General features: G+C 49.8%; 42 protein-coding genes and 1 rRNA gene. 41 read left to right on the top strand and 2 right to left on the bottom strand.

Annotation, left to right across the window (positions count from 1 at the left end):
* The first annotated feature begins 14 nt into the window (after positions 1 to 14).
* The 37 genes from rplD to V4U84_RS24495 all read left to right on the top strand — a co-directional run bounded on the left by rplD (position 15) and on the right by V4U84_RS24495 (position 21,316).
* A complete protein-coding gene (rplD, locus tag V4U84_RS24675; protein WP_334075704.1) occupies positions 15 to 638 on the top strand; it encodes a 50S ribosomal protein L4 in 624 nt (207 codons plus the stop codon).
* The gene (rplW, locus tag V4U84_RS24670) at positions 638 to 928 is read left to right on the top strand and encodes a 50S ribosomal protein L23 (RefSeq protein WP_213509089.1); all 291 of its coding nucleotides are present in this window, start codon (positions 638 to 640) and stop codon (positions 926 to 928) included. Before rplD ends, rplW begins: the two co-directional genes overlap by 1 nt.
* Before the next feature lie 29 nt (positions 929 to 957).
* The gene (gene rplB, locus V4U84_RS24665) at positions 958 to 1,788 is read left to right on the top strand and encodes a 50S ribosomal protein L2 (RefSeq protein WP_334075703.1); all 831 of its coding nucleotides are present in this window, start codon (positions 958 to 960) and stop codon (positions 1,786 to 1,788) included.
* Positions 1,789 to 1,864: 76 nt separating this feature from the next.
* The gene (gene rpsS, locus V4U84_RS24660; protein WP_334075702.1) at positions 1,865 to 2,143 is read left to right on the top strand and encodes a 30S ribosomal protein S19; all 279 of its coding nucleotides are present in this window, start codon (positions 1,865 to 1,867) and stop codon (positions 2,141 to 2,143) included.
* A gap of 34 nt (positions 2,144 to 2,177) precedes the next feature.
* On the top strand, positions 2,178 to 2,510 hold the full coding sequence (rplV, locus tag V4U84_RS24655; RefSeq protein ID WP_009226643.1) for a 50S ribosomal protein L22: 333 nt from the start codon (positions 2,178 to 2,180) through the stop codon (positions 2,508 to 2,510).
* 13 nt (positions 2,511 to 2,523) lie between these two features.
* Entirely contained in the window at positions 2,524 to 3,192 is a 669-nt protein-coding gene (gene rpsC / locus V4U84_RS24650) for a 30S ribosomal protein S3 (protein WP_334075701.1), read from the top strand.
* A 2-nt stretch (positions 3,193 to 3,194) separates the two neighbouring features.
* Positions 3,195 to 3,629 carry a 50S ribosomal protein L16 gene (gene rplP, locus V4U84_RS24645; RefSeq protein ID WP_059040326.1) on the top strand — a complete coding sequence of 145 codons (435 nt, stop codon included), beginning with the start codon at positions 3,195 to 3,197 and terminating at the stop codon, positions 3,627 to 3,629.
* Positions 3,619 to 3,819: a 50S ribosomal protein L29 gene (gene rpmC, locus V4U84_RS24640; RefSeq protein ID WP_148458035.1), complete on the top strand. Its 201-nt coding sequence runs from the start codon at positions 3,619 to 3,621 to the stop codon at positions 3,817 to 3,819. The genes rplP and rpmC overlap by 11 nt, the downstream gene beginning before the upstream one ends.
* Before the next feature lie 50 nt (positions 3,820 to 3,869).
* A complete protein-coding gene (gene rpsQ, locus V4U84_RS24635) occupies positions 3,870 to 4,136 on the top strand; it encodes a 30S ribosomal protein S17 (RefSeq protein WP_148458036.1) in 267 nt (88 codons plus the stop codon).
* 36 nt (positions 4,137 to 4,172) lie between these two features.
* Positions 4,173 to 4,541, top strand: a complete 369-nt coding sequence (rplN, locus tag V4U84_RS24630) for a 50S ribosomal protein L14 (protein WP_148458037.1) — start codon at positions 4,173 to 4,175, stop codon at positions 4,539 to 4,541.
* 84 nt (positions 4,542 to 4,625) lie between these two features.
* Complete coding sequence (gene rplX, locus V4U84_RS24625; RefSeq protein WP_334075700.1) at positions 4,626 to 4,979, top strand: 50S ribosomal protein L24; 354 nt, start codon at positions 4,626 to 4,628, stop codon at positions 4,977 to 4,979.
* A 33-nt stretch (positions 4,980 to 5,012) separates the two neighbouring features.
* On the top strand, positions 5,013 to 5,555 hold the full coding sequence (rplE, locus tag V4U84_RS24620) for a 50S ribosomal protein L5 (RefSeq protein WP_148458038.1): 543 nt from the start codon (positions 5,013 to 5,015) through the stop codon (positions 5,553 to 5,555).
* Positions 5,556 to 5,600: 45 nt separating this feature from the next.
* Positions 5,601 to 5,786, top strand: coding sequence for a type Z 30S ribosomal protein S14 (locus V4U84_RS24615; RefSeq protein WP_009226651.1), 186 nt, complete (start codon positions 5,601 to 5,603; stop codon positions 5,784 to 5,786).
* Between the two features lie 31 nt (positions 5,787 to 5,817).
* Entirely contained in the window at positions 5,818 to 6,216 is a 399-nt protein-coding gene (gene rpsH / locus V4U84_RS24610) for a 30S ribosomal protein S8 (protein ID WP_148458039.1), read from the top strand.
* A gap of 30 nt (positions 6,217 to 6,246) precedes the next feature.
* Positions 6,247 to 6,789, top strand: coding sequence for a 50S ribosomal protein L6 (rplF, locus tag V4U84_RS24605; protein WP_334075699.1), 543 nt, complete (start codon positions 6,247 to 6,249; stop codon positions 6,787 to 6,789).
* A gap of 83 nt (positions 6,790 to 6,872) precedes the next feature.
* The gene (gene rplR, locus V4U84_RS24600) at positions 6,873 to 7,241 is read left to right on the top strand and encodes a 50S ribosomal protein L18 (RefSeq protein ID WP_334075698.1); all 369 of its coding nucleotides are present in this window, start codon (positions 6,873 to 6,875) and stop codon (positions 7,239 to 7,241) included.
* Between the two features lie 25 nt (positions 7,242 to 7,266).
* On the top strand, positions 7,267 to 7,764 hold the full coding sequence (gene rpsE / locus V4U84_RS24595) for a 30S ribosomal protein S5 (RefSeq protein WP_018753978.1): 498 nt from the start codon (positions 7,267 to 7,269) through the stop codon (positions 7,762 to 7,764).
* A gap of 12 nt (positions 7,765 to 7,776) precedes the next feature.
* On the top strand, positions 7,777 to 7,962 hold the full coding sequence (gene rpmD, locus V4U84_RS24590) for a 50S ribosomal protein L30 (RefSeq protein ID WP_148458042.1): 186 nt from the start codon (positions 7,777 to 7,779) through the stop codon (positions 7,960 to 7,962).
* A 108-nt stretch (positions 7,963 to 8,070) separates the two neighbouring features.
* Positions 8,071 to 8,511 carry a 50S ribosomal protein L15 gene (gene rplO / locus V4U84_RS24585; RefSeq protein WP_148458043.1) on the top strand — a complete coding sequence of 147 codons (441 nt, stop codon included), beginning with the start codon at positions 8,071 to 8,073 and terminating at the stop codon, positions 8,509 to 8,511.
* The gene (gene secY, locus V4U84_RS24580; RefSeq protein ID WP_334075697.1) at positions 8,511 to 9,809 is read left to right on the top strand and encodes a preprotein translocase subunit SecY; all 1,299 of its coding nucleotides are present in this window, start codon (positions 8,511 to 8,513) and stop codon (positions 9,807 to 9,809) included. The genes rplO and secY overlap by 1 nt, the downstream gene beginning before the upstream one ends.
* 96 nt (positions 9,810 to 9,905) lie before the next feature.
* The gene (locus tag V4U84_RS24575) at positions 9,906 to 10,550 is read left to right on the top strand and encodes an adenylate kinase (protein WP_334075696.1); all 645 of its coding nucleotides are present in this window, start codon (positions 9,906 to 9,908) and stop codon (positions 10,548 to 10,550) included.
* A 5-nt stretch (positions 10,551 to 10,555) separates the two neighbouring features.
* On the top strand, positions 10,556 to 11,308 hold the full coding sequence (gene map / locus V4U84_RS24570) for a type I methionyl aminopeptidase (protein WP_334075695.1): 753 nt from the start codon (positions 10,556 to 10,558) through the stop codon (positions 11,306 to 11,308).
* 3 nt (positions 11,309 to 11,311) lie between these two features.
* Complete coding sequence (locus tag V4U84_RS24565) at positions 11,312 to 11,626, top strand: KOW domain-containing RNA-binding protein (protein ID WP_334078177.1); 315 nt, start codon at positions 11,312 to 11,314, stop codon at positions 11,624 to 11,626.
* A 2-nt stretch (positions 11,627 to 11,628) separates the two neighbouring features.
* The gene (infA, locus tag V4U84_RS24560) at positions 11,629 to 11,844 is read left to right on the top strand and encodes a translation initiation factor IF-1 (RefSeq protein ID WP_006676514.1); all 216 of its coding nucleotides are present in this window, start codon (positions 11,629 to 11,631) and stop codon (positions 11,842 to 11,844) included.
* Between the two features lie 191 nt (positions 11,845 to 12,035).
* Positions 12,036 to 12,149 (top strand): 50S ribosomal protein L36, encoded by a 114-nt coding sequence (gene rpmJ, locus V4U84_RS24555; RefSeq protein ID WP_003333770.1) that lies wholly within the window; start codon positions 12,036 to 12,038, stop codon positions 12,147 to 12,149.
* A gap of 20 nt (positions 12,150 to 12,169) precedes the next feature.
* Positions 12,170 to 12,538 (top strand): 30S ribosomal protein S13, encoded by a 369-nt coding sequence (gene rpsM / locus V4U84_RS24550; protein ID WP_148458048.1) that lies wholly within the window; start codon positions 12,170 to 12,172, stop codon positions 12,536 to 12,538.
* A 19-nt stretch (positions 12,539 to 12,557) separates the two neighbouring features.
* Positions 12,558 to 12,953: a 30S ribosomal protein S11 gene (rpsK, locus tag V4U84_RS24545; RefSeq protein WP_018753969.1), complete on the top strand. Its 396-nt coding sequence runs from the start codon at positions 12,558 to 12,560 to the stop codon at positions 12,951 to 12,953.
* 130 nt (positions 12,954 to 13,083) lie between these two features.
* Positions 13,084 to 14,028 carry a DNA-directed RNA polymerase subunit alpha gene (locus tag V4U84_RS24540; RefSeq protein WP_148458049.1) on the top strand — a complete coding sequence of 315 codons (945 nt, stop codon included), beginning with the start codon at positions 13,084 to 13,086 and terminating at the stop codon, positions 14,026 to 14,028.
* 35 nt (positions 14,029 to 14,063) lie between these two features.
* Positions 14,064 to 14,429 carry a 50S ribosomal protein L17 gene (rplQ, locus tag V4U84_RS24535; protein ID WP_334075693.1) on the top strand — a complete coding sequence of 122 codons (366 nt, stop codon included), beginning with the start codon at positions 14,064 to 14,066 and terminating at the stop codon, positions 14,427 to 14,429.
* 108 nt (positions 14,430 to 14,537) lie between these two features.
* Positions 14,538 to 15,341 (top strand): tRNA pseudouridine(38-40) synthase TruA, encoded by an 804-nt coding sequence (gene truA, locus V4U84_RS24530; protein ID WP_334075692.1) that lies wholly within the window; start codon positions 14,538 to 14,540, stop codon positions 15,339 to 15,341.
* Positions 15,342 to 15,617: 276 nt separating this feature from the next.
* Entirely contained in the window at positions 15,618 to 15,983 is a 366-nt protein-coding gene (locus V4U84_RS24525; RefSeq protein WP_334075691.1) for a TFIIB-type zinc ribbon-containing protein, read from the top strand.
* A gap of 254 nt (positions 15,984 to 16,237) precedes the next feature.
* Positions 16,238 to 16,675 carry a 50S ribosomal protein L13 gene (gene rplM / locus V4U84_RS24520; RefSeq protein ID WP_334075690.1) on the top strand — a complete coding sequence of 146 codons (438 nt, stop codon included), beginning with the start codon at positions 16,238 to 16,240 and terminating at the stop codon, positions 16,673 to 16,675.
* Between the two features lie 20 nt (positions 16,676 to 16,695).
* Complete coding sequence (gene rpsI, locus V4U84_RS24515) at positions 16,696 to 17,088, top strand: 30S ribosomal protein S9 (protein ID WP_148458053.1); 393 nt, start codon at positions 16,696 to 16,698, stop codon at positions 17,086 to 17,088.
* 269 nt (positions 17,089 to 17,357) lie between these two features.
* Positions 17,358 to 18,050, top strand: coding sequence for a phosphoadenylyl-sulfate reductase (locus tag V4U84_RS24510; protein WP_334075689.1), 693 nt, complete (start codon positions 17,358 to 17,360; stop codon positions 18,048 to 18,050).
* 33 nt (positions 18,051 to 18,083) lie between these two features.
* Entirely contained in the window at positions 18,084 to 19,253 is a 1,170-nt protein-coding gene (gene sat, locus V4U84_RS24505; RefSeq protein WP_334075688.1) for a sulfate adenylyltransferase, read from the top strand.
* A gap of 96 nt (positions 19,254 to 19,349) precedes the next feature.
* Positions 19,350 to 20,120, top strand: a complete 771-nt coding sequence (cwlD, locus tag V4U84_RS24500; RefSeq protein ID WP_334075687.1) for an N-acetylmuramoyl-L-alanine amidase CwlD — start codon at positions 19,350 to 19,352, stop codon at positions 20,118 to 20,120.
* 62 nt (positions 20,121 to 20,182) lie between these two features.
* Positions 20,183 to 21,316 (top strand): Mrp/NBP35 family ATP-binding protein, encoded by a 1,134-nt coding sequence (locus tag V4U84_RS24495; protein ID WP_334075740.1) that lies wholly within the window; start codon positions 20,183 to 20,185, stop codon positions 21,314 to 21,316.
* 40 nt (positions 21,317 to 21,356) lie between these two features.
* Here V4U84_RS24495 and gerD read toward each other — a convergent pair whose 3' ends face one another.
* A complete protein-coding gene (gerD, locus tag V4U84_RS24490) occupies positions 21,357 to 22,178 on the bottom strand; it encodes a spore germination lipoprotein GerD (protein ID WP_334075686.1) in 822 nt (273 codons plus the stop codon).
* 128 nt (positions 22,179 to 22,306) lie between these two features.
* On the opposite strand from gerD, the gene V4U84_RS24485 reads away from it, so the two are divergent.
* On the top strand, positions 22,307 to 22,894 hold the full coding sequence (locus V4U84_RS24485; RefSeq protein ID WP_334075685.1) for a KinB-signaling pathway activation protein: 588 nt from the start codon (positions 22,307 to 22,309) through the stop codon (positions 22,892 to 22,894).
* Positions 22,895 to 22,936: 42 nt separating this feature from the next.
* On the opposite strand, the gene pdaB is transcribed toward V4U84_RS24485, so the two are convergent.
* A complete protein-coding gene (pdaB, locus tag V4U84_RS24480) occupies positions 22,937 to 23,746 on the bottom strand; it encodes a polysaccharide deacetylase family sporulation protein PdaB (protein WP_334075684.1) in 810 nt (269 codons plus the stop codon).
* A gap of 100 nt (positions 23,747 to 23,846) precedes the next feature.
* Between pdaB and V4U84_RS24475 the strand changes: the two genes are divergently transcribed.
* The 3 genes from V4U84_RS24475 to V4U84_RS24465 form a co-directional block, all read left to right on the top strand.
* Complete coding sequence (locus V4U84_RS24475) at positions 23,847 to 24,461, top strand: stage II sporulation protein M (RefSeq protein WP_334075683.1); 615 nt, start codon at positions 23,847 to 23,849, stop codon at positions 24,459 to 24,461.
* Positions 24,462 to 24,649: 188 nt separating this feature from the next.
* Entirely contained in the window at positions 24,650 to 24,865 is a 216-nt protein-coding gene (locus V4U84_RS24470) for a hypothetical protein (protein ID WP_148458062.1), read from the top strand.
* A 358-nt stretch (positions 24,866 to 25,223) separates the two neighbouring features.
* A 16S ribosomal RNA gene (locus V4U84_RS24465) occupies positions 25,224 to 25,531 on the top strand; the annotation flags it as partial.

The raw sequence follows: 25,531 nt of genomic DNA, 5'->3' as shown, positions 1-25,531 counted from the left end.
AGGAGGAACAACAAATGCCAAAAGTAGCACTTTTTAATGTCAGTGGTAGCCAGGTGGGCGAAGTGGAACTGAATGACGCGGTATTCGGTATCGAGCCGAACGTTCATGTTCTTCATGACGCGGTAGTTATGCAGCGTGCTTCCCTGCGTGCGGGTACCCATAAAGTAAAAGGACGTTCTGAAGTTCGTGGCGGCGGCCGTAAGCCTTGGAAACAAAAAGGTACGGGTCGTGCTCGTCAAGGCTCCATCCGTTCTCCGCAATGGGTAGGCGGCGGTACGGTATTCGGACCGACTCCGCGCAGTTATTCTTTTAAATTGCCGAAGAAAGTACGTCGTTTGGCGATCAAATCGGCTCTTTCCTCGAAAGTGATCGATCAGGATATCATCGTACTTGATGCTTTGAGCCTGAGCGCTCCTAAGACCAAAGAGTTCGCAGCGATTCTGAACAACCTGAAAGTGGATCGTAAAGCTCTCGTTGTGGCACCCGCTTACGACGACAATGTGGCGCTTTCCGCTCGCAATATTCCAGGCGTGAAGTTCGTAGCAGCTGACGGCATTAATGTTCTTGACGTGCTGACGCACGACAAACTGATCATTACGAAAGAAGCAGTTCAGAAGGTAGAGGAGGTGCTCGCGTAATGAAAGATCCTCGTGATATTATCAAGCGTCCGGTGATTACGGAACGTACGGCTGGATACATGGAAGACCTGAAATATGTGTTTGAAGTGGATATTCGGGCCAACAAAACCGAAATCAAGAAAGCTGTTGAGGCGATCTTTAATGTAAAAGTGAGCAATGTGAATACCCTGCGTGTTCCTGCCAAGCCGAAACGTTACGGACGTCACTTCGGATATACTCCGGAATGGAAGAAAGCGTTCGTTACTTTGGCGGAAGGCAGCAAGCCGCTTGAGTTTTTTGAATCGGTATAAAAATCGTCTAAAGTAAGGAGGGAAATCTAGTGCCTATCAAAAAGTATAAACCGACATCTCCGGCAAGACGCGCGATGAGCGTGTCGACGTTCGAAGAAATCACTACGGATAAACCGGAAAAATCGTTGCTGGCTCCGCTGAGCAAAACGGCCGGCCGCAACAACCAAGGTAAAATTACGGTTCGTCACCATGGCGGCGGACATAAGCGTAAATACCGCATCATCGACTTCAAACGGAATAAGGATGGAATTCCAGGCCGCGTTGCTACGATCGAGTATGACCCGAACCGGACTTCCAACATTGCCTTGATCCACTATGCCGACGGTGAGAAACGCTACATTCTGGCTCCTAAAGGCCTGAAAGTGGGCGACGTGATCGAATCCGGCGTAGGTTCCGATATCAAAATCGGTAACGCCATGCCGCTCGAGAACATCCCGGTAGGTACCGTTATCCACAACATTGAGCTGAAGCCTGGTAAAGGCGGACAACTCGTTCGCGCAGCCGGTACCGAAGCGCAATTGCTGGGTAAAGAAGAGAAGTATGTAACGATCCGCCTGTCCTCTGGCGAAGTTCGTAAGGTTCTGAAGGTTTGCCGCGCTACAATCGGCGCTGTAGGCAACGGAGACCACGAGCTTGTGAAGATCGGTAAAGCGGGCCGCAGCCGCTGGCTGGGACAACGTCCTGAAGTGCGCGGTGTCGTCATGAACCCGAACGATCACCCTCACGGTGGTGGTGAAGGTCGCGCTCCGATCGGTCGTAAATCGCCATTGTCTCCTTGGGGCAAACCGACCCTGGGTTACAAGACGCGTAAGAAAGGCAAAGCTTCTGATAAATATATCGTTCGCCGCCGCACGAAGTAATCCGCGTTTAGCGGATCACTTCACGGTCGTGGATGTCATAAGGAAACAAGCAGCGTAACGAAGGGAGGATAAACAAATGAGTCGCAGTCTGAAAAAAGGTCCATTTATCGATGGCTACCTTCTCAAGAAAGTGGAAGAAGTGAACGCTTCGAACAAGAAAATCGTGATCAAAACTTGGTCCCGTCGTTCCACAATCTTCCCGCAATTCATTGGCCACACGTTCGGTGTATACGACGGCCGCAAGCATGTTCCGGTTTATGTAACCGAGGATATGGTGGGACACAAATTGGGCGAATTCGCTCCAACCCGTACCTATAAAGGTCATACGGACGACGATAAGAAAACGAGACGTTAATCATAAGTTCTTCGTTTGAGAGGAGGTAACACACATGGAAGCTAAAGCACATGCAAGGTCTATCCGTATTGCCCCACGGAAAGCTCAACTGGTGGTTGACTTGATCCGCGGCAAGCAAGTTGGCGATGCAATCGCGATTCTCCGCCATACGCCAAAGGCGGCTTCCCCGATTGTGGAGAAGCTTTTGAACTCGGCGATCGCCAATGCTGAACACAACTATTCTATGGATGTAAATAAATTGGTCATTACGCAAGCTTACGTAAACCAAGGTCCGACGATGAAACGTTTCCGTCCTCGCGCTATGGGACGTGCAAGCCGGATCAACAAACGCACCAGCCACATTACTTTGGTGGTATCCGAAAAATAAGGAGGGAAAACGTGTGGGCCAAAAGGTAAATCCGGTCGGACTACGAGTAGGGATTATCCGTGATTGGGAATCCAAATGGTACGCAGGCAAAGATTTCGGCGATCTTTTGCTGGAAGACGTAAAAATTCGTGAATACCTGAAAAACAAACTGAAAGACTCCGCTGTATCTCGCATCGAAATCGAGAGAGCGGCTAATCGCGTGAACGTAACGATCCACACTGCGAAACCAGGTATGGTTATCGGTAAAGGTGGTTCGGAGGTTGAAAACCTGCGGGGCGAAATTACCAAAATCGCAGGCGGCAAAAAAGTTCACATCAACATCTCTGAAATCAAACACCCTGATCTTGACGCGATTCTTGTCGCAGAAAGCATTGCACAACAACTGGAACGTCGCGTTTCTTTCCGTCGTGCACTGAAACAAGCGATTCAAAGAACGATGCGTTCGGGAGCGAAAGGGATTAAAACAGCAGTTAGCGGCCGTCTTGGCGGTGCTGAAATTGCTCGTTCGGAAGGCTACAGTGAAGGAACTGTTCCACTTCATACGCTCCGCGCCGACATCGATTACGGTACGGCAGAAGCGCATACGACTTATGGCCGCATCGGCGTAAAAGTATGGATCTATCGTGGAGAGGTTCTTCCTACGGCTAAGAAACAACAAGCTGCTCAGGAAGGAGGCAACTAATCATGTTGGTACCAAAACGTGTAAAACACCGCAAGCAACAACGCGGTAATATGAGAGGCCAAGCGAAAGGCGGCACTGAATTGAACTTCGGTGAATACGGCCTGCAGGCTCTGGAGCCGACTTGGATCACGAACCGCCAAATCGAGGCAGCGCGTATTGCAATGACGCGTTACATCAAGCGTGGCGGTAAAGTATGGATCAAGATTTTCCCTGACAAACCGATTACTCAAAAGCCTCTTGAAGTCCGGATGGGTAGCGGTAAAGGTAACGTAGAAAAATGGGTCGCAGTTGTGAAGCCTGGCAAAATCATGTTTGAGCTTGCCGGTGTTTCTGAGGAGATCGCGCGTGAAGCTATGCGTCTCGCCGCCCACAAACTGCCGATCAAAACGAAGTTTGTGAAACGTGAAGAATTGGGTGGTGAAGCAAATGAAAGCTAATGAACTTCGCAACTTAACCACTGCTGAAATCGAACAAAAAGTCGCGGGTTTTAAAGAAGAACTCTTTAACCTCCGTTTTCAATTGGCTACGGGCCAGCTCGACAACCCGACTCGGATTCGTGACGTGCGTAAGGAAATAGCTCGTGCTAAAACCGTATTACGTGAAAGAGAACTCGGGATCACCAGTTAAGAACGCGCAAAGCGTATGCGAAGCGCCTAAGTCCAGGAAGGAGGCTAACCATGAGCGAAGAACGTAATAGCCGTAAAGTGCAAATTGGTAAAGTCGTCAGCGACAAAATGGATAAAACCATCGTTGTGGCTGTGGAAACTTACAAGAAGCATGACTTGTACCACAAGCGCATTAAATACACGAAGAAATTTAAAGCGCATGATGAAAATAACACTGCGAAAATCGGTGACACTGTTAAAATCGCTGAGACTCGTCCGTTGTCGAAAGACAAACGCTGGAGACTGGTCGAAGTTGTCGAAAAAGCGGTTATTATCTAATAGCAGGATAGCTTAGACCGAAAGGAGGACATATCCATGATTCAACCATTTACACGTTTGCAAGTTGCGGATAACTCCGGCGCGAAGGAATTGATGTGTATCCGTGTTCTGGGCGGTACCGGTCGTCGCACGGCGCAAATCGGCGATCTGATCGTTTGTTCTGTAAAACAAGCAACACCAGGCGGCGTTGTCAAAAAGGGTGACGTTGTCAGAGCGGTTGTTGTTCGTACGAAACGTTCCGTACGCCGTAAAGACGGTTCCTACATCGCTTTCGACGAAAACGCAGCGGTTGTAGTTAAGGAAGACAAGAGCCCGCGCGGTACTCGTATTTTCGGACCGGTCGCTCGCGAACTTCGCGACAGAGACTTCATGAAAATCGTTTCCTTGGCTCCGGAAGTCATCTAATGAACACCCCAAAAAGTGAAGCTTCCGGCTGGGAGCTGACTCCGAATACTTTTCGGGGACCCCGATTAACAGGAGGTGTAAAGAATGCCTAGATTGAAAAAAGTTCTGGAATCCCATAACAATAAACTGCACGTGAAGAAGGACGATACGGTCATCGTGATCTCCGGTAAGGACAAAGGTAAGAAAGGCCGCGTTATCGCCGCTTACCCTCGTGAAAACCGCGTGTTGGTGGAAGGCGTGAACATGGTGAAGAAGCACCAAAAGCCGAACCAACTGAACCCGCAAGGCGGCATTATCGAGAAAGAAGCTCCAATTCACGTATCGAACGTAATGCACGTTGATCCGAAGAGCGGAAAAGTAACCCGTATCGGTTACAAAGTATTGGACAACGGCACAAAGGTTCGCGTTGCGAAGAGATCCGGAGAAGTAATCGACTAATCCACGAATGTTAAGAAAGGAGGTCCATGATTCATGGCAGCAAGATTGAAAGAACGCTTTTTGAACGAAGTGACACCTGCTTTGATTCAAAAATTCAACTATACAACGGTTATGCAAGTGCCTAAAATCGAGAAGGTCGTTATCAACATGGGTGTGGGTGACGCTGTAGCCAACTCGAAGGTACTCGATTCTGCGGTGAACGACATGCAGCTGATCGCTGGCCAAAAACCGGTTATCACTCGCGCTAAGAAGTCGATCGCAGGCTTCAAACTCCGTGAGAACATGCCGATCGGTGTGAAGGTAACCCTTCGCGGCGAGCGCATGTACTATTTCCTCGACAAGCTGTTTAACGTTACGCTTCCGCGTGTCCGTGACTTCCACGGGGTATCGACGAAAGCGTTCGACGGACGCGGTAACTATACGCTCGGTCTCAAGGAACAACTGATCTTCCCTGAAATCGAGTACGATAAAGTTGATAAGGTGCGCGGTATGGACATCGTTATCGTGACGACGGCGAAAACCGACGAAGAGTCCCGCGAACTGTTGGCCGGACTCGGAATGCCTTTTGCGAAGTAAGCAATGTTTCTATTCTCCGAAACTATCTAGGAGGTGTCAGGCTAAGTGGCAAAAACTTCGATGAAAGTTAAACAGCAACGCACACCGAAATTCAAAGTACGGGCTTACACCCGTTGCGAGCGTTGCGGTCGTCCACATTCGGTATTGCAAAAGTACAAAATTTGCAGAATTTGTTTCCGTGAATTAGCTTATAAAGGCCAGATTCCTGGCGTGAAAAAAGCAAGCTGGTAATCCATCAACAACGGGAAGGAGGTTTACACGTATGACTATGTCAGATCCAATTGCAGATATGCTTACTCGTATTCGTAACGCGAACACGGTTCGCCACGAAACGGTAGAACTGCCTGCGTCCTCGATCAAGAAACAAATCGCTGAAATCCTGAAGCGTGAAGGTTTCATCCGTGACGCAGAATATATCGAAGATAACAAACAAGGGCTCATTCGTATTTTCTTGAAATACGGCCCGAACAACGAACGCGTCATCTCCGGACTTAAGAGAATCAGTAAGCCAGGCCTTCGCGTTTACACGAAGAGCAACGAAGTTCCTCGTGTTCTCGGCGGACTGGGTATCGCGATTATCTCCACTTCCAAGGGAGTCATGACCGACAAAGAAGCTCGTCAGGCTAAAGCCGGCGGCGAAGTTGTCTGCTACGTTTGGTAATTAACGTCACAAAATAAGGAGGTGCAGCAAATGTCTCGTATTGGTCGCAAACCAATTACAGTACCAAGTGGTGTGGATGTCACACTTGATAATAGCGTCATTACGGTAAAAGGACCGAAAGGTACTTTGAGCCGTGAACTTCATAAGGACATCAAGGTTTCGGTTCAAGATAACCAAATCCTCGTTGAACGTCCTTCTGACAACAAATTGCATCGTTCCCTGCACGGCACGACCCGCAGTGTAGTGAGCAACATGGTGAGCGGAGTAACCGAAGGTTTCTCCAAATCCCTCGAGCTGGTTGGTGTCGGTTACCGCGCAAGCAAATCCGGCGAGAAACTGGTGCTTAATGTAGGGTACTCCCATCCGGTTGAAATCACTCCGGAATCGGGCATCGCATTCGAAGTTCCTTCGAATACGAAGATCGTCGTGAGTGGAATCAACAAAGAGCGCGTAGGCGAATATGCTGCAAAAATTCGCTCCGTGCGCGAGCCTGAGCCATACAAAGGCAAAGGGATTAAGTACGAAGGCGAACGCATCATTCGTAAGGAAGGTAAAGCCGGTAAGAAGAAATAAACCTCTTCTTAGCGGACCCATCCTTTTGGCGTCTTGATTGGAACTGCTTGTGAAGGTAAACCGAAGGGAGTGAAATGGAAGTCATGATTACAAAAGGCGATAAGAATAAAGCCCGTCTGAAAAGACATTTGCGTGTACGGAAAAAAATCCAAGGAACGGCTGAACGTCCAAGACTTAACGTATACCGTTCTTCCAAACATATCTACGCTCAACTGATCGATGATGTAGCAGGTGTGACTATCGTATCCGCTTCGACGATCGATAAAGAACTGAGCAGCGAAATCGGCAACGGTGGTAACGTAGAATCCGCTCGCAAGGTAGGCGAATTGATCGCAAAACGCGCTCAAGGCAAAGGCGTTAAAGGCGTAGTATTCGACCGCGGGGGATATCTGTACCATGGACGGATTCAGGCACTGGCTGACGCAGCCCGTGAAGCAGGCCTGGAATTCTAAAATAATTTAAAAGGAGGTTAACGACTTGCGTGTAGATCCGAACACTTTAGAACTGACTGAAAGAGTTGTAAACATTAACCGCGTAGCTAAAGTAGTTAAAGGCGGACGCCGTTTTAGCTTCAGCGCGCTCGTGGTTGTCGGTGACGGCAATGGCTGGGTTGGCGCCGGTATCGGTAAAGCAGGCGAAGTTCCTGATGCGATCCGCAAAGGAATTGAAGATGCTAAGAAAAATCTTGTGCATGTTCCACTCGTAGGAACGTCGATCCCTCACCAAGTAGTTGGTCATTTCGGTGCTGGCCGTGTGCTTCTGAAACCGGCATCCGAAGGTACCGGGGTTATCGCTGGCGGTCCTGTTCGTGCGGTCCTCGAACTGGCAGGCGTTGGCGACATTTTGACAAAATCTTTAGGTTCTTCGAATTCCATCAACATGGTCAACGCGACTCTGGAGGGCTTGTCCCGCCTGAAACGTGCTGAGGATGTTGCGAAATTACGCGGTAAATCCGTCGAAGAACTTCTCGGTTAAGGAGGGAATCTCATGGCTAAACTGCAAATTACCCTCGTGCGTAGTTTGATCGGTCGTCCGGAGAACCAACGTACTACCGTGAAAACTTTGGGACTTCGCAAAATTAACCAATCCGTGGTTCACAACGACAATCCAGCCATCCGTGGCATGGTGAATCAAGTAAGCCACCTGGTTTCGGTTCAAGAAATCGCGGAATAATTCCCAGCACAAGCTGCGAAACATCGCTTTGAGTCGATCAAGATAATCCGTCTATCGGATTATCGAGATGCTCAAATGCCAACAATAAATAAGGAGGTGCAACGAACGATGAAGTTACATGAGCTCTCCCCAGCTCCAGGATCCCGCCAAGAGCGTAAGCGTGTGGGCCGCGGTACTGGTAGCGGTATGGGTAAAACATCTACGCGTGGTCACAAAGGTCAAAACGCTCGTTCCGGCGGTGGTGTGCGTCCGGGCTTCGAAGGCGGTCAAAACCCGCTGTATCGTCGCTTGCCAAAACGCGGATTTACAAATCCAACGCGGAAAGAGTACGCGATCGTGAACATCGAGGAACTGAACAGCTTTGCAGCGGGTACGGAAGTAACTCCTGAACTGTTGTTTGAACAAGGAATCGTGAAGAACGCGAAAAGCGGAATCAAGGTTCTGGGTAACGGCGAAGTTACTGTCAAACTGACAGTTAAAGCGAATAAGTTCTCTCAATCTGCGGTAGAGAAAATCGAGGCTGCCGGCGGTAAAACCGAGGTGATCTAATGTTTAAAACCATGAAGAACATTTGGCACGTTCAGGACCTGCGCAACCGCATTCTCTTCACCCTGTTCATTTTCATTATTTACCGGATCGGTTCCTTCGTTCCGGTTCCGGGCGTTAATACCTCGGTATTTGAGAACACGAACAGTGCGGGGAGCGAATTGTTCGGGCTCTTGAACACTTTCTCGGGCGGCGCTCTCCACAACTTCTCGATTTTTGCCCTCGGGATTATGCCGTACATCACGGCGTCCATTATTGTTCAACTGCTCTCCATGGACGTTATTCCGAAATTTGCGGAATGGGCGAAACAGGGAGAACACGGCAAGAAGAAAATGGCCCAGGTTACCCGTTACGGTACGGTTATCCTGGCGATCATCCAAGCCTTCGCGACATCGATCGGTTTTAACCGGATGTATAACGTCGAAATGGTTCCTAACGCCACCTTCGCCGACTACCTGGTCATTGCCATCGTGTTGACGGCTGGTACGTCGTTCCTGATGTGGCTAGGTGAGCAGATCACCGAGAAGGGGATCGGTAACGGGATCTCGCTGATTATCTTTGCGGGTATCGTTGCGGCAATTCCAACCCATATTCAGTCGATTGCCCAATCGGAGTTTATCGTGGAAGGCCAAACCTTCATGAACGTAGTGAAGTCGATCGCGATCGTGCTTGTTTGCGTGTTGATCGTGATTGGGGTTATCTACATCCAACAGGCGATCCGGAAAATTCCTGTTCAATATGCCAAACGGGTGGTAGGTAACAAAATGTACGGTGGCCAGAATACTCACATTCCGCTGAAGATTAACGCCGCGGGCGTGATTCCGGTTATCTTTGCGGTATCGCTCCTCCAGTTCCCTGTAGTGATCGCCAGCTTCTGGTCGACGCATGCCTGGGCTCGCTGGATTAGCAGCAACCTGTCCCACGACCGTCCACTTGGCATGGTGCTTTATGTGGTTATGATCATCGGCTTTACGTTCTTCTATACATTCGTACAGATGAATCCGCAGCAGATGGCAGATAACATGAAGAAAAACGGGGGATACATTCCGGGGATTCGTCCGGGGAAAACAACCGCCACTTACCTCACTCGGGTGCTTACCCGTTTGACAATGACGGGAGCGATCTTCCTCGCGCTGATTTCGATTCTTCCGGTAGGCCTTGGCGCTTTGGCTAGTTTGCCGCGTACCGTTCAAATTGGCGGTACCTCGATTCTGATCGTGATCGGCGTTGCGCTGGATACGATGAAGACGATCGAAAGTCAATTGATCAAACGCCACTATAAAGGTTTTATCAATAAGTAAGCGATAGGTTCCAGGGACGAGCTCGAAAGGCTGAACTCACCTGGCGCCTATTGTTCTGTTTTTGCAGTTCAGTGAGTCTTGGAGGGAGTGATAGACATGAACATTCTATTCATGGGACCTCCTGGAGCAGGAAAAGGAACACAAGCAGAGGTCATCGTCAACGAATTCGGCATTCCTCACATCTCCACCGGTGATGCGTTTCGCCTTGCGATCAAACAGCAAACCCCTGTAGGGATCAAGGCGAAGGAATACATGGATCAAGGGCTTCTGGTGCCTGATGATGTTACGGTCGGTATCGTTCGCGAGCGTCTTCAGCAGTCCGATTGCGAAAAAGGTTTCTTATTGGACGGATTTCCAAGAACCCTTTCGCAAGCGGAAGCGCTGGAAGAGTTGCTTAGCGGATTAGGTAGAGAACTGGATCATGTCATCAACTTGAAGGTGGACCGGAATAAACTGCTGGCGCGTCTTACGGGACGACGCATTTGCAAATCATGCGGATCCACTTATCATGTGATCTTTAATCCTCCTGTTCAGGAAGGTGTTTGTGATAAGTGCGGCGGCGAGCTGTACCAGCGCTCCGACGATAACGAAGAGAGCGTGGGAACTCGACTCGACGAGTATATCAACAAAACGGCACCTCTCCTCACGTTCTATGAAGATAAGGGCCTGCTGCGTCAAGTAGATGGTGAACAGGAAATCGGAACGGTTTCGAAAGAAATCGTATCTATACTGCGAGGTTAGGTGTAATGATCATTTGTAAATCCGAAACGGAACTGGGCTTTATGAGAGAAGCGGGGCGTATCGTAGCGGAAACGCACAGGCTCATGGCGAAATCGATCGAGCCTGGGATTACGACCGGAGAACTCGATCAAATCGCCGACAAGTTCATTCGCAGTCAAGGCGCTGTGCCGTCTTTTAAAGGTTATAACGGTTTTCCTTACAGCATTTGCGCTTCGGTCAACGAAGAATTGGTACATGGATTTCCCGGCAAACGCAAATTGAATGAAGGCGACATCATCACACTTGACATCGGCGCTGAATACCGGGGATATCACGGAGATTCGGCTTGGACCTATCCGGTCGGTACGATTTCGGAAGAAGCCCAACGGCTTCTGGAAGTCACCGAAGGATCGCTGTATGCCGGTCTTGCGCTCGTCAAACCGGATGTCCGCTTGTATACCATTTCGCATGCGATCCAGCAGCATATTGAAAATGCCGGTTTCTCGGTAGTACGGGAATATGTCGGTCACGGCATCGGAACCGAGCTGCATGAAGAACCGCAAATTCCGAACTACGGCACCCCGGATCGCGGGCCGCGGCTGAAGCCTGGCATGGTGCTGGCGATCGAGCCGATGGTCAACGCCGGCAAGCGGTACGTTAGAACGCTGGAAGATGATTGGACGGTCGTTACGGTGGACGGTTCATTGTGTGCTCATTTTGAGCATACCGTAGCGGTAACCTCGGATGGTCTGGAAATTTTCACGAAACTGGATGCGTAGGTGATGGCAGTGAAAGAACTTCCTGAACCTCAAATCGGGCAAATCGCGAAAACGTTGAAGGGAAGAGACGCAGGCTCCGTTTATGTAATCGTCGGGATCGTGGATGAGAGATTCGTCTTGATCGCGGATGGGGACAAACGCAAGTTTGACCAGCCTAAACGGAAAAATGTACAGCATCTTGATCTTCAACCTATGATCAGCAGCGAGGTCATTCATAGTTTGCAGGAAAGCGGTCGGGTAACCAACGGGAAACTGCGGCATGCCGTGAACGCTTATATGGAATCCGCCAAACCAAATGCTGAAGAGAAAGGAGAATGACAGTGGCCAAAGAAGATGTCATTGAAGTCGAAGGTACGGTGATCGAACCGTTGCCGAACGCTACTTTTCGCGTAGAGCTGGAGAACGGACATCAGATCCTCGCTCACGTTTCCGGGAAGCTGCGCATGCACTTTATCCGGATTCTGACGGGAGACAAAGTGGTAGTACAATTGTCGCCTTATGACCTGAGTAAAGGTCGTATTACGTATCGTAAATAGATTCCAATACCAATTGGAACAAATATGTGTTATGATATTCAGGTTGAGTAATCGATGAGTTGAGAAGTTCGTTTTACATCTGTAAAACTTAGTTCATAGTTCATCCTTGCAAGAGAGTTTTGCTTCGCAAAGCTGGGCATATGCTCTCGAAGTCAGTTTTACATCCGTAAAACTTTTAGGAGGTAATCAACATGAAGGTAAGACCTTCTGTAAAGCCCATTTGCGAAAAATGCAAAGTCATTCGTCGCAAAGGCAATGTCATGGTGATTTGCGAAAATCCGAAGCACAAACAAAAACAAGGTTAAAGAAGGGGGTGTAGCGTAAAATGGCACGTATAGCTGGTGTGGATTTGCCACGTGATAAACGCGTTGAGATCGCCTTAACTTACATTTTCGGAATCGGTAAAACGACTTCTCAGAAAATCCTGGCTGAAACAGGCATCAATCCGGACACTCGTGTTCGTGATTTGACGGAAGATGAGGTTAGCAAACTACGCGAAACGATCGACAAAACGGTCAAGGTGGAAGGTGACCTGCGTCGTGAAATTTCCTTGAATATTAAACGTTTGATTGAAATCGGCTGCTACCGCGGTGTGCGTCACCGTCGTGGATTGCCGGTTCGCGGACAACGTACTAAGACGAATGCCCGTACTCGTAAGGGTCCTCGTCGTACTGTAGCGAACAAGAAGAAATAAGAAGGGGGGATAACAGACAATGGCTAAACCAAAAAAAGTCGTACGTACGAAACGTCGTGACCGTAAGAACATTGAATCTGGTGTGGCACATATCCGCTCCACCTTCAACAACACGATCGTTACAATTACGGATCCGCACGGTAACGCAATTTCCTGGGCCAGCTCCGGCGGTCTTGGTTTCAAAGGTTCCCGTAAATCCACTCCGTTTGCCGCTCAAATGGCTGCGGAATCCGCTGCGAAAGCGGCTATGGAACATGGCATGAAGAGCGTCGAAGTTATGGTTAAAGGTCCTGGAGCCGGTCGTGAAGCCGCTATCCGCTCCTTGCAAGCTGCAGGCCTGGAAGTTAACATGATTAAAGACGTGACTCCAATTCCTCATAACGGATGCCGTCCTCCGAAACGTCGTCGTGTGTAATGAAGTTTGCTCTTATGTGGTATAACAACATCATCGTTTGGTAACAATGGTTGTTTAGGCATACTACATGATAGACTTCAGTAAACATGACGGTTTTCAAGGAACGACGTTTTGAAGGAGGGGTAATTTCGTGATAGAAATCGAAAAGCCGAAAATCGAGACCGTAGAAGTTAACGATGAAGGCACCTATGGGAAATTTGTAGTAGAACCACTTGAGCGTGGATATGGCACCACACTGGGCAACTCGCTTCGCCGGATTTTGCTCTCTTCTCTGCCGGGTGCTGCGGTAACCTCGGTCCAAATCGATGGTGTTCTGCATGAATTCGCGACGATTCCGGGGGTTATGGAGGACGTTACGGAGATCATTCTGAACCTGAAGGCTCTTTCGCTGAAAATTCACTCCGATGAAGAGAAAATTCTCGAAATCGATGCTGAAGGCGAAGGCGTCATCACAGCAGGAGATATCCGTGCGGACAGCGATGTTGAAATATTGAATCCGGATCTGCATATCGCAACGCTGGAACCGGGTTCGAGACTTCACATGCGCATCTATGCCGGCCGTGGTCGTGGTTATGTTCAGGCAGATCGGAACAAACGAGATGATCAACCGATTGGTGTCATTCCCGTCGATTCGATCTATACCCCGATTGCTCGCGTCAATTACGTTGTAGAGAATACACGTGTTGGCCAAGTGACCAACTACGACAAGCTTACGCTTGAAGTATGGACCGATGGCAGCATTAGACCTGAAGAAGCGGTAAGCCTCGGTGCGAAAATTCTGACCGAGCACCTCTTCCTCTTCGTGGGACTCACGGATGAAGCGAAGGACGCCGAAATCATGGTCGAGAAGGAAGAAGACAAGAAAGAGAAAGTGCTTGAAATGACGATTGAAGAGCTCGATCTTTCCGTCCGCTCCTATAACTGCCTCAAACGTGCCGGTATTAATACGGTACAAGAGCTCACAACCAAAACCGAAGAAGATATGATGAAAGTCCGCAACCTCGGACGCAAATCTTTGGAGGAAGTTCAAGAGAAGCTTGAAGAGCTTGGTTTGGGTCTACGTACGGAAGAATAGACTGCTTAATCGTTCTAGCGAAGGAGGGAAAACTCATGGCATACCAAAAGTTGGGCCGCGATTCCAGTGCGCGTAAAGCTTTGTTCCGTGACCTGGTAACCGACCTGTTCTTATACGAGCGCATCCAAACAACTGAGGCCAAAGCGAAAGAAGTTCGTTCGATCGCCGAGAAGCTGATCACTAAAGCAAAACGCGGTGATCTGCATGCCCGTCGTCAAGTGGCTGCATATGTTCGTCGCGAATCGATCGACGGCCAGCAAGACGCAATCCAAAAATTGTTCTCGGAGCTGGCTACCCGCTATTCCGAGCGTCCAGGCGGATACACCCGTATCCTGAAACTGGGACCACGCCGCGGCGACTCCGCCCCTATGGTTTATCTGGAACTGGTAGACCGGGCGTAATTCGGGGATATCCCCAACCACAGTTAAACTCTCTGAGACTCGCCGTTTTGGCTTGGCTGCGGAGAGTTTTTCTATGTCCGCTAGGTATACGAAGAAGGGGGAGGCGGCATGCGCAATCTGCTGATGACGCTAAGTTATGACGGTACCCACTATTTTGGCTTTCAGACCCAGCCCGGCGGGAATACCGTTCAGGATCATCTGGAGGAAGCGATCCGCCAGTTGACGGGGGAAGAGATAAAGATCCATGGGTCCGGAAGGACGGATGCGGGCGTACACGCCCGGGCGCAAACCTTTCATTTTACGACCGCCTCGCAAATTCCGGTGGAGCGCTGGCGTCATGCCTTAAATGGCCGTCTTCCCTCCGATATCCGCATTACGTCGGCCATGGAGGTGCCCCTGTCTTTTCACTCCAGGCGGTCCGCGAAACGGAAAACTTATCGCTACACCATCAACGGCAATCGGGTGTTCGATGTGTTTTACCGCCAGTATCAACTGCATCACCCGGGGACCTTGGATGTGGAGGCCATGCGTGAAGGATTGAGACACCTGGTGGGGACGCATGATTTTACCTCGTTTGCATCAAGGCACTCCACGAAGCAAAGTCATGTGAGAACCATCTATGAAGCCCGGATTGAGATCGATGATCGCCTTGATGGAGCGGGTACCCATGAACAGGGGATTATTCATATCTACTTGACCGGGAACGGTTTTTTGCAGCATATGGTTCGAATCATTGTAGGGACTTTGCTTCAGGTGGGCGAAGGGAAACGCAGGCCCGAGGATATGAAGACCGCCCTGGAGGCCAAGGATCGGGCCGAGGCAGGTCCGACAGCCGAGAGCAAGGGGCTTATGCTATGGAGTGTAGAATATGAGGGCCTGGCGGGGGCTCCCGATCCTACGGCGAAATCTTAAATTTTAACGAAACTCCTAAACTTCTTATACGTAACAATACGAAAGCGGAATGCGACAGCATCTATATAAGTTGAACTAAAGAATTAGCAATAGGCAAGAGTGTGAAATGATTCTGGAGAAGCTACAAGCTTTCTGCAAGAAAGCTGCATCGGAAGCATAAGCCAAGGCTAGCCTTTGCGATCGGAAGAACATTTCACACGGCTGCCCCACATGCAAATCAATAGTTCAATTTATATAGCAAATAAAACTATAGAACCTTAGGAGGGCTTTTACCCAATGAAGTGTCCTGTATGTCATGATGTGCGTATGAGAGAAGTTGAAAAAGACGGAGTTCTGATTGATGTTTGTCCCGACTGTAAAGGCGTATGGCTGGATCGGGGCGAATTGGAGAAGCTGATGAATGAGGTGCGGCAAATACGACCGGCTTTTAATGAATGGTATGAGAGCCATGACCGGGAACCGTCTTATGACCGGAGAGAGAAGGATTCCCGGTATGCGGATTCGGACTACGGCCATCGGCCTTCCTCGAAGCACGATAACAGACCGCCGCAGCCAGGTCATTACCAAGGGTATCCGCAGGGGCATTATAAGCACAAGAAGAAGAAATCGGTCCTGGATGTGTTCGGAGATCTGTTTGAATAATATCGGGAGCTTTTTTATCAGAAAAAGACTTGCGCAACCCAGCCTCATCCTGTAAAATAAAAGTTGTGTTTTCTTAACGGCTATCCCACAGCCCCCAGTTAAGAAGACCGCATAGCAAGGCCTTTAGAATTAACAAACATGTATATAACGACGATGAAACATAAATGGCAGAAAGCGGTCTTGGTACCCGAAGCGCCAGATCGTTTTATGCATTGACGAACCATTTTGAACGAGAATGAAGGAGGATCTTTTAAATGCGTACCACCTATATGGCGAAGCCAAGCGAAGTAGAGCGCAACTGGCACCTTGTTGATGCCGAAGGCAAAACGTTGGGCCGTTTGGCAAGCGAAGTAGCTGCACTGATCCGCGGCAAACACAAACCACAATTCACTCCACACGTTGACGGCGGCGACTTCGTCGTAGTCATCAATGCCGAGAAGATTACTCTGACCGGTAAGAAATTGGAGAACAAGAAATACTATCGTCACTCCCTGCACCCAGGCGGTTTGAAAGTGACAGTTGCCAAGGATCTTTTGAACTCGAAGCCTGAACGTGTAATTGAGTCCGCTGTACATGGCATGCTGCCTAAAACTCGCCAAGGCGAGAAAATGAAGCTGAGACTGAAAGTCTATGCCGGCACGGAGCATCCACATGCAGCACAAAAACCTGAAGTTTACGAACTTCGCGGATAATTAAAAGGGAGGACAGTTTCATGGCACAAGTACAATACTATGGGACAGGTCGTCGTAAACATTCGGTAGCTCGTGTTCGCCTTGTACCGGGTGAAGGACGCATTGTCATCAATAAACGCGATATCAATGAATATTTCGGTTTGGAAACCCTCAAACTGATCGTTAAACAACCTTTGAGTTTGACCGAAACGCTCGGCAGCTATGACGTCATCGTCATCGCTCACGGCGGCGGCATCTCCGGTCAAGCCGGCGCAATTCGTCACGGGATCGCTCGCGCTCTGCTGAAAGCAGACCCTGAGTTCCGTGGTTCGTTGAAGAAAGCAGGATTCCTGACTCGTGACCCACGGATGAAAGAACGTAAGAAATACGGTCTCAAAGCCGCTCGTCGCGCGCCACAATTCTCGAAACGTTAATATTTGGAAGGAAGCTCTTGGCCATTATTGGCCAGGGGCTTTTTTTTATTTTTGCCTGAGCAGATCCGTAAAACCCTTAATGTCATGCAAAAGAAATCGGCATGTCATGCGTTCACGGGACAATCGCCCTGCAAATATAATAGTGTTGACTTATCGAAAGAATACCCTATACTAAATATATAATTCTAATCTGTTTAGTAGGTATTATTTCGCGTGCGCACACCGTCTTTTTTTATTTTGTTTTTTTATAATTGGAGGGGCGAATAAAGATGAATTTGCTTGAAAAAGAAGCGTTGATCACTACGAAGGCGGAGGAGTTGGAATCGGCAACTCCGCAGGAAGTGATTGCTTGGGCGGTAGAAACTTTTCCGAACATTACTTTTGCCTGCAGTTTCGGGGCCGAGGACGTTGTGATTGTCGATATGCTGCAGCAGATCAGTCCGTCCACGGACGTGTTTTATCTGGACACGGACTTCCATTTTAAAGAGACGTATGAAACCCGCGACGCCATGGCGGAGCGCTACAATCTGGATTTTGTTAGGGTCTCGCCGGAGATTACGCCCGAGGAACAGGCGCTTCAGTACGGCAACGAATTGTGGAAATCCGAGCCGAATGCTTGCTGTAATATCCGCAAAGTGGAACCCCTGACACGCATCCTTTCGAAATATGATGCCTGGATCACCGGGATTCGCCGTGATCAGGCCCCTACGCGTGCCAATGCGAAAAAGATCGAATACGACGTCAAATTCGGCCTCGTCAAATTCAATCCGCTGGCCAGTTGGACGAGTGAGGACGTATGGAATTATATCCGGGAAAATGACGTTCTGTACAATCCGCTGCATGACCGGAACTATCCGAGTATCGGATGCGAACACTGCACCCGTCCGGTGATGCCGGGCGAAGATCCGCGAGCAGGACGCTGGGCGGATTCGGAGAAGACGGAGTGCGGACTGCATAAATAATTCAGCACGGGCTGGGATAAGGGGAGAAATGAGATGACGGCAATTTTACCGCATGGCGGGAGTTTGATCAATAGGCTGGCTACCGGGGAAGAACGGGAGCGCTTGTTGAAAGAGGCGGAGAAACTGCGAACCATATCTATCAACAAATGGAGTATCTCCGATCTGGATCTGATTGGTGTTGGAGCTTTTTCTCCACTGACCGGCTTTTTGAACGAAGAGGATTACCGCTCTGTTGTCAAGAAGATGCGCCTGGCCGACGGAACTGTATGGAGCATTCCGATTACACTTTCTGTCAGCGAGGCGGATGCGGCTCAAATCTCGATAGGGGAAACCATCGCCCTTACCGGCGAACATGATGGTGTGATTTACGGTCTGTTGGAAGTAGGCAGCATTTACAAAGTGAATCAGCGCGATGAGGCTGTGCATGTTTTTAAAACGGATGACCTGGAACACCCGGGTGTAAAAAAACTGTTCGAACGTTCCCCGTTCTATGTCGGCGGAGAGGTGACGGTGTTAAACCGCCCGCAACCGGAACGGTTCGGCGAGTTTTATTTTGACCCTGCGGAAACCCGCCGGATCTTTGCGGAGAAGGGATGGAAACGCGTCGTCGGCTTCCAGACCCGCAATCCGGTGCACCGGGCCCATGAGTATATTCAGAAGAGCGCGCTGGAGATCGTAGATGGACTCTTCCTCAACCCGCTTGTCGGGGAGACGAAATCGGATGACGTTCCGGCTGACGTCCGGATGAAGAGCTATCTGGTGTTGTTGGAGAACTATTATCCGCAAGATCGCACTTTCCTTGGGGTATTTCCCGCTGCTATGCGTTATGCAGGGCCGAGAGAGGCGATATTCCATGCCATGGTGCGCAAAAATTACGGCTGTACCCATTTCATCGTCGGCCGCGACCACGCGGGCGTAGGCGATTACTATGGCACGTACGAGGCACAGGAGATCTTCTCCAACTTTACGGCCGAGGAACTGGGCATCTCGCCGCTGTTTTTCGAGCATAGCTTCTTTTGTACCAAATGCGGGAACATGGCGTCCAGCAAAACGTGCCCGCACCCGAAAGAGGATCATATGACCCTTTCCGGCACGAAAGTAAGAGGCTTGCTCCGCGATGGGATTTGCCCGCCGCCGGAATTCACCCGTCCGGAAGTAGCTCAAGTTCTGATTGAAGGCATGAGCCACCAGGTAACTATATAATACTAGCTTAATAGCATTAGCTTACGGCTATCGGCATATTTGTCCACCTCGTCCCATATGATGATTAATGTCATTATGGACGGAGGTGGATTTTTTATGGACTCCCAAGATAAAGTGACGGTGTGGATTCCCCTCGGTCACATCAAGAAGGCGTTGATCGGGCTTTGTCTGTTGGCCGTATTGGTGGGGCTGACGATCTATGAAATGCCTGCGGCAAAAGTATGGAACTACTGGAGTCTCCCGCTCGCGGGCCAGAAGATCGTACTGGACGCCGGACATGGCGGTCCGGATGGGGGGGCTGTCAGCAAGCAAGGGCTGATCGAGAAAGATATCAACCTCGCGGTGGCGTTATATTTGCGCGATTATTTGCAGCAGGCCGGAGCCATTGTAGTGATGACCCGGGAAGTCGATAAAGATTTGGCGGGGGCCGAGACGAGAGGGTACAGCAAGCGGAAGACCGAGGACTTGAAGCAGCGCGTCCGTTTCATTGAGGAACAGCAGGCCGACCTATTTATAAGCATTCACATGAACAGCGTGCCTTCCGAGCGCTGGCGGGGGGCGCAGACGTTTTATTATTTGAACAACGGAAACAGCGCCAATTTGGCGGATTTGATCCAACAGGAATTGCGGCGGAATCTGGAGAATACGGACAGGGTGGCAAAAGTATCGGATAAACCGGTATATGTGCTTCAGGCTTTGAAAATCCCGGCTGCCCTCGTAGAAGTGGGGTTTCTTTCTCACCCTGAGGAATCCGGGTTGCTGGGGGATGAGAGCTATCAGCGAAAAGTGGCGGCTTCCATTTACCAGGGGCTTCTGAGGTACGCGTCGGGGGAAGGGGCGGGAAAATCAGCGGACAGCGGCAAGTAATGATATAATAAATGTCATAATAGACGTAGTTGCTTATATCATATAAAGTCGAGGTGCTGTCATTGATTACGAAGGAGCAGCTGGAAGCGGTGCTGCGCCCTGTCGCAGAACCTGCGTTACAGCGGAGTCTGGTCGACTTGCAGTGGATTCGGGATATCATGATAAAGGAAGATAAAGTCGCCCTCACCGTCGTTTGCCTGAATAAAGACGGGGTGTCGCAGCAGGGAATCGAGGAAGAAATCCGCTTTCGTCTAGCGGAAACCGGCATTACAAACGTGCACCTCCGCTTTCGCGAAGCGTCGGAACAAGAGCGGGCGAACGCGGGAGCGGGACCGGATGAGGCGGCCTCATCTTCCGCATCATCCTCTTCAGCTTCGGGTACGGAGGGGCCTCTCAAGGGACATGGCGCGGGACTGGAGCGCCTGCCGATTTTGGATCCGAAGTCAGGCGTGCATTTTATTGCGATTGCCAGCGGAAAGGGCGGGGTCGGCAAATCGACCGTAACCGTGAATCTGGCGGCGGCCCTGGCCAGGCAAGGCAAACGGGTCGGCCTGATCGACGCGGACATTTACGGATTCAGCGTCCCGGATATGATGGGGATCGAAACGGCCCCCACCGTGGAAGAAGGAGCGATCATTCCGGTAGAACGCTTCGGCGTCAAGGTGATGTCCATGGGCTTTTTTATCCAGGATAACAATCCTGTTATTTGGCGCGGTCCGATGCTGGGGAAAATGCTTCGCCAATTCTTCAACGATGTGCATTGGGGCGAGCTGGACTACATGCTGCTCGATCTCCCTCCGGGAACGGGGGATATCGCCCTGGATGTGCATCAGATGATTCCGCAGAGCCGGGAAATCATCGTGACCACCCCTCATGCGACCGCGGCCTTCGTCGCCGCCAGAGCGGGAGCTATGGCGCTAAAAACCGAGCATGAGGTGCTAGGGGTTATTGAAAATATGGCGTACTACGAATGTTCGGCTTGCGGACAGAAGGATTATATTTTCGGCCGGGGCGGGGGAGGGCGTCTTGCGGAAACGCTGCATACCGAGTTGTTGGCGCAAATTCCGGTCAGCGCGCCGGACAACCATCCGGCCGAGCCCGATTTTTCGCCTTCCGTGTATAAGGCTGACACACCTGTCGGACAAATTTACAGTGAGCTAGCTTCCCAAATCATCGCAAAGTTTACAAAAGACTGACCCCCTGGGTCAGTCTTTTTTTCGGATCAGCTTCGGATGACTAGGATCCTCCGCCACCGCCGCCTTCGCCTCCACCGCTACCGCCTGCTTGGCTGCCGCCTCCTTGTCCGCCTTCTTCACCCGACTTAGGAGCCTTTTCCACCTTCGGCTGAAGCTGTTCTTGAACGACGGTTTTCAGCAGTTCCATCACTTCCATTTTGAATAGAGGGCTTTGCATGGCTTCCTGCATTACAGTCATGGACTGTTTACGGAAATCTGAAGTCTTCGTCAAATCCAGAAACATCTTCATGACTTCCGGCGACTTCATAATTTCGCTGATGGATTTTTGATACGTCGGATCTTTAATGAGATCCATATGCATCTGTTTGCTTTGGGTATTAATCGCTTTGGCAAAGTCCCCGGCAAACTTTGGATCCGTCATGATTTTTTCGAATTCCTTCTTATACTCGGGCGAGGTGATCGTGTCTTTGACGGCCATGCGGATCTGGTCGGAGGATTGCCCAGGAAGAATCATTTTGATGCCCATCGTACCTCCGCTGGCGGAGCCACCGCCCCCTGAACCGCCGCCGGAAGCACCCCCCGAACCGCCTCCGCTGCCGCCGGATTCACCGCCGCCGGAGCCGGATTCGGTGCCTTCTCCGCCACCTTCTCCGCCGCCGGAGCTGGTTCCCCCGCTAAGGGCTTCGTAAATGGCTTTTTTACCGTCATCGGTCTTCAGGATATCAATGACCATGGATTTAGTGTCTTTATAGCTGACTCCGCCTTGTGATGAGGAGGAGCCTTGTTCAGAACCGCAGGCTGCCAGCGGAAGAGTGAATAAACATAAGATGCATACAAACCATCGATAACCCTGCCACTTCATGGTTCCTTCCTCCTTATGCTTGTTGCTGGTCATTAGTATGCGGTCGGAAAAAAGGAATTATCCAACCGAAAACCATGGTTTTTTACCGGGATCGTTGGTAAAATATTTCGTTAGTGGGGGTGTCGCGGTTGAACTTAAAAAGATGGCTTTATTTGTTTTGGACGACGCTGGTTGTCGGTGCCGCAGGTTCATTGATCGTAGGTTTGCTGCTGCAAGGGACAAATACGGTCGAGCTGAAAGGAACGGCGGATTTCCTCGTAAATGTCGGCATCCTGCTTGGCGTTGGCATAATGGTCAGTGTTTACTCCCAAATGGGTTTCTTTGCGTATATGATGGTGAACTACATGGGGACCGGTGTTTTTTCCCGCATGACCTGGCAATACATTCAAATTGTTCTTACTGCGCTGGCGCTGCTGGAGCTGATGTTCTTCCGCACGTTTGTGGGTGGGGAGAGCAGAGGAGCCTCGGATATGATTCTGGGCCTGATTTTGTTCGTTGTAGCCGTTGTGGTTGCTTATTTAAAAGCAAGGATGACCAACGCCACAGCCTGGATACCCACATTATTCTTTATGATTGCGGTCACGATTGTGGAAACCGTCGGCGTACTGAAAATCGGAGTGGATCAGGCGACGGCTTGGATTGCGGCACCGCTAATCGCGTGCAACGCGTACCAAATTTTGATTTTGCATCGCATATTGCAGCCTAAGAACGCATAACAAAAAGAAGTCCGGTTATCCATACCGGGCTTCTTTTTCCTTTCACATTCCCGCTGCCGTATCGACCTGCTGCCAAATCCAAGCCTGATCCCTAACCTGATTTCCCTTTACTCCAGCTTCCTGCAACATGTCTGAAACCGTGACAAATTCGTATCCTTTCTTCCGTAACTCGTTGATGATGATCGGCAGCGCTTCGTGCGTTTGCTTGACGGAATCGCTGGCATGGAACAGTACGATATCGCCTGGATGCGCTTTGCTCACGACTCTGTTCACAATCGTATCCGTCCCCTTGTTCATCCAGTCCTGGGAGTCGGTATCCCATTGGATCACTTTGTACCCGAGGTCATCGGCGATACTTAGCACGCGTTTGTCAAAGTCTCCGTTAGGCAGACGAAGCAGATTTGGTGCTTTTCCGGTCACATCGGTTAAAATAGTATGAGCCGTTCTCAATTGCTTGGTAATCTCTTCGTCGCTTAGCTCGCTGTAATTGGTGTGTTTGTGTCCATGGCTTCCGATTTCATACCCTTGCTGTTGGATGGCTTTGACGGTGTCCGGATGGGTCCTGCTCCATGGGGAAGAGAGGAAGAAGGTCGCCTTTTGAACGTTGTTGTCCTTGAGAACTTTCAGAATAGGTTCCGCACGCTTATCTCCCCAACTGATATCGAAGGTCAACGCGATGACCTTTTGGTTTGTGGAAACGCTGTAAATGGCAGTCGGGCTGCTCTCTTCGGAGAAAACGGTAATATGGCTTTGTTCCACATAAATTACGCCTGCCGCAAACAGGGCTGCTGCGAAGACAAAAAAGAACCTTTTGATCTTCTTCCCGTTCAGGACATAGAAGAAATTGTTCATTGATGGTTGCCCCTCTCGTCATCAGAATAGAATTACTCCGCTTGTCTAATGTATGCTCGTACCTTTTTGCTTTATGACTTTGATTAGGAGGCTTATGCATATGCTTTCACCTCGACTATTCTTTATGGATCTGGGACGTTACAAAAAGATGATGTTTTTATCGCTTGCCCTTTTTGTGGCGGGAATTGCGCTGGGGGCGGCTGGATCCGACACCATTGCCGGGTTGGTGGCGCCGGATATTGCCAAGCTTCAGGAGTACAGCCATGAGCTATCGAAATCCTCGACGCCGGAGCTTAGCTTTTTTACGTTTATTTTCTTAAATAATGCGCTAAAAAGCGTGGCGGTAATTTTTCTTGGAGCCTTGTTGGGAGTAATGCCGGCCATTTTTCTGCTTATGAATGGGATGGTCCTTGGGCTGGTTGTGTCGCTTGCCGCCGCGCAAGGAGCAAACCTGTTTGAGCTTGTTGTATTTGGCTTGCTGCCGCACGGAATTATCGAGATTCCCGCTATTTTGGTAGCGGCGGGCTTTGGCATGCAGTTTGGTTTCGTTGTTCTAAAAGGATTGGGCGAATTGGGGGCGAGAGATCGGGCGGACCGGACCGTGAAGTGGCGGGGTTTTTTTGCTTCGGCGGGGAGGGGAGCTTTCTGGATTGTGGTGTTCCTCCTGATCGCGGCCGTTATAGAAAGCACGATTACTTATCACCTTATGCGTTGAAGTGAAGTGTCATAATTTTCCCGGAAAGTGAGCATAACAGTAAAGCGGTTCAAAAGAACGAGTTTATACGGACGGGTAAGAGGTTAAACATTTGATACCCAGGAAATGTAAGTTATAAACAGTCGCCATACGTCCTAACTTAGTCCTTGTATAAATCTCAACTATCGATGAAGAGGAGCTGTTATGCCATGCTGGGAATGCTGTTTAACGAAAAGGAATGCAAGGAACTTGATTACGTGCTGCGCAAAGAACTGGATGAAATGCTGCTTGATTTGAGCGACCAGCGGCTGGATCGCGAAATCAGACGCGCCATTGCCAACCGATATAAGACCGTTTTTCGGATGTACGCCAGGTTCGCCCCTTCCAAAGAGCTCTCAAAGTATGCTAGGCGGATTGTTCTGTAAGATTGGCAGGTAGATAAATTGGGGATTGACATCCCCTTTGGAGATATGATAAATTATCAGGCGTTCCGCTTTTTTGGGGACAGCTAAGTGAGCTTCATTCGAAGTAAAGATTTGGATATAAAAAACTTTCGAAAAACTCTTGCAAAAACCTAGCTCACTGTGGTATATTATAAAAGTCGCCGCTGAAACACAGCGATGACGAAAGAAACGAAGTTGATCTTTGAAAACTGAACAACGAGTGAGTATTAAAATGAGAATTATTTGGATGAATTCCAATCCGGTTTACGCCGGCATTGAAATTCAATCCTTTCTCGTCAGATTCAAAATGAGCTATCAGCTTATTCAATAAGTTTCAACTTTATTGGAGAGTTTGATCCTGGCTCAGGACGAACGCTGGCGGCGTGCCTAATACATGCAAGTCGAGCGGACTAATGGATTCCTTCGGGAGTCCATTGGTTAGCGGCGGACGGGTGAGTAACACGTAGGCAACCTGCCCGTAAGACTGGGATAACTACCGGAAACGGTAGCTAATACCGGATAATTTATCTTGCCGCATGGTGGGATAATGAAAGGCGGAGCAATCTGTCACTTACGGATGGGCCTGCGGCGCATTAGCTAGTTGGTGGGGTAACGGCTCACCAAGGCGACGATGCGTAGCCGACCTGA

The sequence above is a fragment of the Paenibacillus sanfengchensis genome, from assembly GCF_036864765.1.
GTDB lineage: Bacteria > Bacillota > Bacilli > Paenibacillales > Paenibacillaceae > Fontibacillus > Fontibacillus sanfengchensis.
This window is presented reverse-complemented; position numbering and strand designations above follow the sequence as displayed.

Coding starts and splice junctions, on each gene's coding strand:
- rplP (WP_059040326.1), top strand. CDS start 3,195: ATGTTGGTACCAAAACGTGTAAAACACCGCAAGCAACAACGCGGTAAT.
- secY (WP_334075697.1), top strand. CDS start 8,511: ATGTTTAAAACCATGAAGAACATTTGGCACGTTCAGGACCTGCGCAAC.
- V4U84_RS24475 (WP_334075683.1), top strand. CDS start 23,847: ATGCTTTCACCTCGACTATTCTTTATGGATCTGGGACGTTACAAAAAG.
- V4U84_RS24575 (WP_334075696.1), top strand. CDS start 9,906: ATGAACATTCTATTCATGGGACCTCCTGGAGCAGGAAAAGGAACACAA.
- rplW (WP_213509089.1), top strand. CDS start 638: ATGAAAGATCCTCGTGATATTATCAAGCGTCCGGTGATTACGGAACGT.
- rplF (WP_334075699.1), top strand. CDS start 6,247: ATGTCTCGTATTGGTCGCAAACCAATTACAGTACCAAGTGGTGTGGAT.
- rpsQ (WP_148458036.1), top strand. CDS start 3,870: ATGAGCGAAGAACGTAATAGCCGTAAAGTGCAAATTGGTAAAGTCGTC.
- rpmC (WP_148458035.1), top strand. CDS start 3,619: ATGAAAGCTAATGAACTTCGCAACTTAACCACTGCTGAAATCGAACAA.
- rpsS (WP_334075702.1), top strand. CDS start 1,865: ATGAGTCGCAGTCTGAAAAAAGGTCCATTTATCGATGGCTACCTTCTC.
- cwlD (WP_334075687.1), top strand. CDS start 19,350: ATGGACTCCCAAGATAAAGTGACGGTGTGGATTCCCCTCGGTCACATC.
- rplR (WP_334075698.1), top strand. CDS start 6,873: ATGATTACAAAAGGCGATAAGAATAAAGCCCGTCTGAAAAGACATTTG.
- rplX (WP_334075700.1), top strand. CDS start 4,626: ATGCCTAGATTGAAAAAAGTTCTGGAATCCCATAACAATAAACTGCAC.
- rplM (WP_334075690.1), top strand. CDS start 16,238: ATGCGTACCACCTATATGGCGAAGCCAAGCGAAGTAGAGCGCAACTGG.
- V4U84_RS24565 (WP_334078177.1), top strand. CDS start 11,312: ATGGCAGTGAAAGAACTTCCTGAACCTCAAATCGGGCAAATCGCGAAA.
- rpsI (WP_148458053.1), top strand. CDS start 16,696: ATGGCACAAGTACAATACTATGGGACAGGTCGTCGTAAACATTCGGTA.
- pdaB (WP_334075684.1), bottom strand. CDS start 23,746: ATGAACAATTTCTTCTATGTCCTGAACGGGAAGAAGATCAAAAGGTTC.
- truA (WP_334075692.1), top strand. CDS start 14,538: ATGCGCAATCTGCTGATGACGCTAAGTTATGACGGTACCCACTATTTT.
- V4U84_RS24510 (WP_334075689.1), top strand. CDS start 17,358: ATGAATTTGCTTGAAAAAGAAGCGTTGATCACTACGAAGGCGGAGGAG.
- V4U84_RS24470 (WP_148458062.1), top strand. CDS start 24,650: ATGCTGGGAATGCTGTTTAACGAAAAGGAATGCAAGGAACTTGATTAC.
- rpsH (WP_148458039.1), top strand. CDS start 5,818: ATGACTATGTCAGATCCAATTGCAGATATGCTTACTCGTATTCGTAAC.
- rpsK (WP_018753969.1), top strand. CDS start 12,558: ATGGCTAAACCAAAAAAAGTCGTACGTACGAAACGTCGTGACCGTAAG.
- rplQ (WP_334075693.1), top strand. CDS start 14,064: ATGGCATACCAAAAGTTGGGCCGCGATTCCAGTGCGCGTAAAGCTTTG.
- rplV (WP_009226643.1), top strand. CDS start 2,178: ATGGAAGCTAAAGCACATGCAAGGTCTATCCGTATTGCCCCACGGAAA.
- V4U84_RS24525 (WP_334075691.1), top strand. CDS start 15,618: ATGAAGTGTCCTGTATGTCATGATGTGCGTATGAGAGAAGTTGAAAAA.
- map (WP_334075695.1), top strand. CDS start 10,556: ATGATCATTTGTAAATCCGAAACGGAACTGGGCTTTATGAGAGAAGCG.
- rpmD (WP_148458042.1), top strand. CDS start 7,777: ATGGCTAAACTGCAAATTACCCTCGTGCGTAGTTTGATCGGTCGTCCG.
- rplN (WP_148458037.1), top strand. CDS start 4,173: ATGATTCAACCATTTACACGTTTGCAAGTTGCGGATAACTCCGGCGCG.
- rpsM (WP_148458048.1), top strand. CDS start 12,170: ATGGCACGTATAGCTGGTGTGGATTTGCCACGTGATAAACGCGTTGAG.
- rplE (WP_148458038.1), top strand. CDS start 5,013: ATGGCAGCAAGATTGAAAGAACGCTTTTTGAACGAAGTGACACCTGCT.
- rplD (WP_334075704.1), top strand. CDS start 15: ATGCCAAAAGTAGCACTTTTTAATGTCAGTGGTAGCCAGGTGGGCGAA.
- rplO (WP_148458043.1), top strand. CDS start 8,071: ATGAAGTTACATGAGCTCTCCCCAGCTCCAGGATCCCGCCAAGAGCGT.
- sat (WP_334075688.1), top strand. CDS start 18,084: ATGACGGCAATTTTACCGCATGGCGGGAGTTTGATCAATAGGCTGGCT.
- gerD (WP_334075686.1), bottom strand. CDS start 22,178: ATGAAGTGGCAGGGTTATCGATGGTTTGTATGCATCTTATGTTTATTC.
- rpmJ (WP_003333770.1), top strand. CDS start 12,036: ATGAAGGTAAGACCTTCTGTAAAGCCCATTTGCGAAAAATGCAAAGTC.